5 protein-coding genes are annotated in these 3,595 nt (G+C 41.1%); 1 reads left to right on the forward strand and 4 read right to left on the reverse strand.

The window, feature by feature from the left end:
- A partial coding sequence (locus tag ACH0QE_RS16470) for a DUF2161 family putative PD-(D/E)XK-type phosphodiesterase (protein ID WP_415801662.1) occupies positions 1–527 on the reverse strand: 527 nt, incomplete at its 3' end.
- 127 nt (positions 528–654) lie between these two features.
- Between ACH0QE_RS16470 and ACH0QE_RS16475 the strand changes: the two genes are divergently transcribed.
- Complete coding sequence (locus tag ACH0QE_RS16475) at positions 655–960, forward strand: hypothetical protein (protein ID WP_415801663.1); 306 nt, start codon at positions 655–657, stop codon at positions 958–960.
- Between the two features lie 32 nt (positions 961–992).
- On the opposite strand, the gene ACH0QE_RS16480 is transcribed toward ACH0QE_RS16475, so the two are convergent.
- The 3 genes from ACH0QE_RS16480 to ACH0QE_RS16490 form a co-directional block, all read right to left on the reverse strand.
- Positions 993–1,445 carry a CoxG family protein gene (locus ACH0QE_RS16480; RefSeq protein WP_415801664.1) on the reverse strand — a complete coding sequence of 151 codons (453 nt, stop codon included), beginning with the start codon at positions 1,443–1,445 and terminating at the stop codon, positions 993–995.
- A gap of 209 nt (positions 1,446–1,654) precedes the next feature.
- Positions 1,655–2,512: an MBL fold metallo-hydrolase gene (locus ACH0QE_RS16485; RefSeq protein ID WP_415801665.1), complete on the reverse strand. Its 858-nt coding sequence runs from the start codon at positions 2,510–2,512 to the stop codon at positions 1,655–1,657.
- A gap of 9 nt (positions 2,513–2,521) precedes the next feature.
- Complete coding sequence (locus ACH0QE_RS16490; protein ID WP_415801666.1) at positions 2,522–3,487, reverse strand: alpha/beta hydrolase; 966 nt, start codon at positions 3,485–3,487, stop codon at positions 2,522–2,524.
- Positions 3,488–3,595 lie beyond the last annotated feature (108 nt).

A 3,595-nucleotide genomic window follows, 5' to 3' on the forward strand; every position in this document is an offset into this window, starting at 1 on the left:
GGAGACATTTGTCCGAGTTTTTCAAGGTAACAGGCGATTTGGATGCAATTTTCTTTGTAGGCAGTCATGATCTTGGTTTTGTTGCTGCCGCCGATATTGTAGTCAGCGCTTCTTCCCTCTATTTCTTTAATCAAGGCTGCTTTCTTCCTGGTGTTCTTGCTTGTCATGCGCTTATATGGTTCCGGGTGAACCTTGAACTCAATCTTTTTCCGATTACCAGCTAACGATACAATAATCAAGCCCAGCTCAAGCCTTCTTACTAACTGGATAATATCGTTCCATCGTTTCCTTGATATCCGCTTTGGTTTCGGAATCGCGATATATACAAGGTCAGTCAGTCGCTGTCTTCTCGTTGCCTGAAGCAAAAGGTCAATATTCAGGTTCAGTTTTAATTCGACGATTATGAGTTCCTCATCCTTAACAGCCGTTAAATCGCAATCGTGTACCTCACCATTGACTCGGTACCCTTGTTTGGAAAAATGCTTTCGGATCGGGTCATATAAATCGGCTTCATATAGTTTCGTCATGTGTCAAACCCTTCTGTCATTCCTTCGATTTTTCCTATCATTATAGCAAACTTTTTCAATTATTAATGTCATTTAGACAAGCCTGCTACATATAATGTTTACGGATTATGCAGTGGAGGATAAACAAATGAAGGTACTATTGCTGTTATTATTGACTCTTCTTCTTGGATTGATGGTTTTCCTGAAGTTTGAAATGGACGAAGCACGACAAGTTTCCAATGAGGTTGAAACAGAGTATTTTACTGAAGAATATACTATCAATAAGGTTGACAGTTCTGGATATTATGGAGAAAGCGGAGATGGTAAAAGCATTTATTTTAAAAAAGAAAAAGTGGCAGCATACCAAAAAATAAAAAATGGAGATGCTGTTGTTCTGTATTTTGACAAAAGCGGACGGATTGATGGACCAGTGAAAATTGAGAAAATAGACTAGGGAGCCGGCCGTTTGCGGGCTCCCTCCCATTTTCACCGAATTGCTTTTCTTTGCTCAAGCCTCTCGGCGATTGCTTCGGTAAGCTCCTGGCCGCTTTTGGGGAGTGAATTCTTCATTACAGCATTCATGACAGGTGCAAGGGCACCTTCTGCTGTCATTTGCAGATAACCAGTCATCTTTGTCCGGTTTTGACCAAGACTCTCTGCGTTAAAATAACCATTTCCAGTCAAATTTTCATTAATTCCCTTCAATTCAAAGGTCACTCTAATTGGTTCAATCCACTCCTTGATGGTAACCTGTAAACTGATTTTCTTTTTCAATACACCGACGGTTTCCTTAAAGGTCCAGTTAGACTGCTTTTCATTCAGCTTCTCATGACTGATATACCCTGGCAATAAAGGTGCCCAGTTGTCCATGTCTTTCACGAAATCCCAGACCTGTTCGATCGGCACATCAATCATGATGTCGTGCTTCCCTTCTGGCATGTTCTCTCCCCCTTTGATGAATATCCTTTAAGAGATATATGTTTTTTACACGGATATATTCTTTGTCCTTTCTTTTAGTTACCCGTTGCGAACCACTTAAAGATTATTGCGGTTTCGCAGAGATGGGGGACAGCCTGAAAATAACCACATACAGCACTCCATTCGTATTTACCCTTGTAAAAATAAAAACACACCTGATTGGGTGTGTTTCATCTCAACTCAAATCCATTGACGAAGTATTCAATTGTTTCAAGTTCTTCCTCTGCAAGGTCTCTGTTAACCTTTTTTCTATAGTCCTCAATCATCAATTTAGAATCTCCACCATGCTTTTCAGTCAAATCAGTGATTGATCTTAGGAGTTTCGCTTCCTGATTGAATTCTTCTTTAGAAATTACCCCTGAATGGGACAGTATATAGGTGTCAGCATCAAAGATTTCAATTTTACTGAGCAAGTCTCTTATTCCCTCGATTGAATAGTTATCTTTAACAGAAAAGATATCCGGATAAATGCTGTCAGCCAGGAACAGGATCTTTTCCTCTTTAACATAAATGACGACCGAATCTTCAGCATGGTCACCACCTACATGCTTGATGATACACGTAATTCCGCCAAGATCAATCTCCAATTCATCTTCAAAGGTCATCACTGGCAGGGTTATTCTAATGTCCCGATTATCGGGGAACTCTTGTTTTATAGCATTCGCGCAAAATTCAATTTCTGTTCCTTCTTCTACCCTTTGATCTATTGCCTCATTTGACCAGGATAAAGGGCGCAGCTTTTCGATTTCCTTCCTCGTTTTCCCAGAAGAGATGGATATAGTATTTCCAAGCGCAGACAGTCCGAATATATGGTCCCAATGCCAATGTGTCAAAACCACATAAGAGGGCACAGCTACACCCTGCTCTTTTACCATATCCATGAAAAGAGTGGCATGCGCTTCAGAGTTTCCGGCGTCAATCATCAGTGTTTTTTCTTTGCCTGCAACTATACCGAGGATCGGCCTATCTGTCTCAGAAACAGGTGTCATATACCAAAAACGCTCGCCTATTCTTTCGATTGTTTGCATGAAATTCACCTATTTTCCAATGGCTTTCGTCCAGAAGGCCTTTAATTTTTCTTGATACTCCTGCTCAGCGATTGTATATGCCTCCGTATGACCCGCGCCTGGGACAATCCAAAGCTCTTTATCACTTTTGGCTTTTTCAAAAATACGTTTTCCCATTTCAGTTGGGACTAATGCATCCTTGTCGCCGTGGATGATGAGTAATGGAAGTTTATTTTTCGCAACACTGTCAATAGCCGAGGCTTCTGCAAATGTGTAGCCTGCCCTGATATTCGTGATCACACTGGTAACCTGCATTACCGGGAATGATGGGAGATTATACAGGTATTTCAATTGGTGGCTTAGTTCTTCTAGCACCGTCGTATAGCCACTGTCAGCAATTATTCCCTTAACCTGCTCCGGCAGTTTCTCCCCGCTCGCCATCAGGACGGTCGCAGCACCCATGGAAAAACCATGAAGGAAAATATCATCAGCCCCAGCTTCTTCAGCTAAGAATTCTGACCACCTCACATAATCCTTCCGATCATGCCAGCCATAACCTATATAGTCCCCTTCGCTAAGGCCGTGTCCCCTCGCATCAGGCTTAAGAATATCATACCCCTGCTCATAATAAAACTTCGTGATTCCTGGCATCTGTTCACTGTTCCCTTTATAACCATGAGCAAGAATCACGGCTTTCCCAGAGGGTTGATCATTTTTCAAAAAACGAGCCTTCAGCCTTAATCCATCTTCTGATTTTATCTCGACCACTTCAAATTTTTGCTTCTTTGTCCAGGCTGTAAGTTCCTCCAGCTTCTTTTGCTCCTCTTCTTCACTTAGAAGTTTGGCTGCAGTAACACTTTCCCCGCCACCATGAAGTTCCACAGATTCCTGGCTCCTATTTATGGCGACATTATAAAAGTAATTCCCAGCAGCAGTCAATCCGATGAAAATCGTGAGAATCGTACCGATTACTATCCATATTATTTTTTTCTTCACAATTTGAATCCCCTTTATCCCAATTAACTATTAACAGACTTGTTTTAAAAACATTTTACCAGAAAGATAGAATAAAAAGATTAAGCATGAAAAAAAAGTGAAAGTTAG

The organism is Mesobacillus sp. (assembly GCF_047739415.1).
Lineage (GTDB): Bacteria > Bacillota > Bacilli > Bacillales > Cytobacillaceae > Mesobacillus.

What these genes read in the sequence shown, in the direction of transcription:
- ACH0QE_RS16485 (WP_415801665.1), bottom strand. Translation starts at nt 2,512, where the DNA reads ATGCAAACAATCGAAAGAATAGGCGAGCGTTTTTGGTATATGACACCT.
- ACH0QE_RS16475 (WP_415801663.1), top strand. Translation starts at nt 655, where the DNA reads ATGAAGGTACTATTGCTGTTATTATTGACTCTTCTTCTTGGATTGATG.
- ACH0QE_RS16480 (WP_415801664.1), bottom strand. Translation starts at nt 1,445, where the DNA reads ATGCCAGAAGGGAAGCACGACATCATGATTGATGTGCCGATCGAACAG.